1 protein-coding gene is annotated in these 1,518 nt (G+C 38.5%); it reads left to right on the top strand.

Going from position 1 to position 1,518, the window contains the following annotated elements:
- The first annotated feature begins 159 nt into the window (after positions 1–159).
- Positions 160–1,044 (top strand): hypothetical protein, encoded by an 885-nt coding sequence (locus ACUVJL_RS39055; protein WP_445250723.1) that lies wholly within the window; start codon positions 160–162, stop codon positions 1,042–1,044.
- The last annotated feature ends 474 nt before the right edge of the window (positions 1,045–1,518 follow it).

Genomic DNA, 1,518 nt, shown 5'->3' with positions numbered 1-1,518 from the left:
TGAATTCGAGTCGAGCAATTTAGACGAAAGAGGATTTATTTCTCTGATAAACATCATATGAAACTGTAATTAACTCATAATTTTGCCTGGAATATCATTATACTATGTATTTGTGTAATTAATTCTGTCTGACTACTTATTCTCAAGGTTTCTCATCAAATGGCGATCGCGTTCTACAGACTGGCTTATCAAAAAGCTGATACCAGCGTGAGTGGCGATCGGATGAAACAGTTAGCTCAGGAAAATGAGCTGATGCGTCAACAACTCAAAGATTTTCCTCAAAATCAAATGGAGTTGAAATTTTATCTAGCAGAGTATGAACGCCAACGAAACGAACTTCGGGAAGCGTACATGAATCTGAACAAACAAAAGTTGACCGATTCTGAAGAATTTCGTCAGCAGTTAGATTTGCTTCAAGCCGAAAACAATGAATTGAAAGCCAAATTGACACTTGCTGAAAAACGGTTGCTCGAAGTTGCAGAATTTGAAAATGCTTCTCGCGATCGACTCAGTGAGATATCCAAACTTAACGGTCAAATCGAAGCACGAGAACGAGAAGTGTCGAGTCTGCATTCTCAAATCCAAGCTCTGCAATCACAAGTTGGTGAGAAACAAGTCCTAGAAGCTCAACTAGAACAAGTGAGAACTCAGCTAAGAGAAGCTTCAACAACAATCACTAACCTGCAAAGTCAACAAAAAGTTAGTGGGGCTTTAGAAGTCGATCGAGAATTTGATGATAGTGATCATGGTATCGTTACAGACGCACAGCTTATGGTCGAAAACGAGACTTTGCATGGTGACTTGTCTGATGCTCTCAAAGAAATTGAAGAATTGAAAAGCATGATAGCTCATTTATCACCTGTTATCACTCCTGACAACACTTCTAATAACGTTTCTGAAAACACTTCTGATAATGTTTCTGATAACGTTTCTGATAACGTTTCTGATAATGTTTCTGATAATGTTTCTGATAACGTTTCTGATAACGTTTCTGAAAAAATTCCCAGTAAAAGCAAGAAACAAAAACTTGCTCTTGTTCACTAGAAACGGAAACAGAAACAAAAACTCAGTAACAGCTCTCAACAACTGTTACTGAGAAAAAAGAGAGAAAGTTTGGGTTTCGTGGTTTGACTTTTGAGTAGTGAGTGAGGACTCAAACTCAAAACTCATAATCACTCTCGTATCAACCAGTAATCGTCAACCAGTAATAGGGTAATTGGCAATCGCTACTTGGTAATCGGTAGTAAGTAGATAGGCGGGATTAAACCGAATAATGTAACCGTATGTAAATAGGCTTAAGTTAGCCAGTAGAAAGCATTTGGACACTTTACATCGTTTACATAGTTGCGTTTTAAAGCGCCAACTTACTTAATCAGGGGGTAAGGATTCAGGTCAAAAAAACTTCAGTGACGGCATCTGGTAAAATAAACGAATGAAAAAGCCCGCAGCCACCAAAGAGCAGAAAAAAACCCAAATCGAGCAGTTGAGCCAAGCTGAACTGGTAGAAATGGTACTGGG

This window comes from Microcoleus sp. OTE_8_concoct_300 (assembly GCF_031383065.1).
Lineage (GTDB): Bacteria > Cyanobacteriota > Cyanobacteriia > Cyanobacteriales > Microcoleaceae > Microcoleus.
The sequence above is the reverse complement of the archived record's forward strand: the minus strand, read 5'-3'. Positions and strand labels throughout refer to the sequence as shown.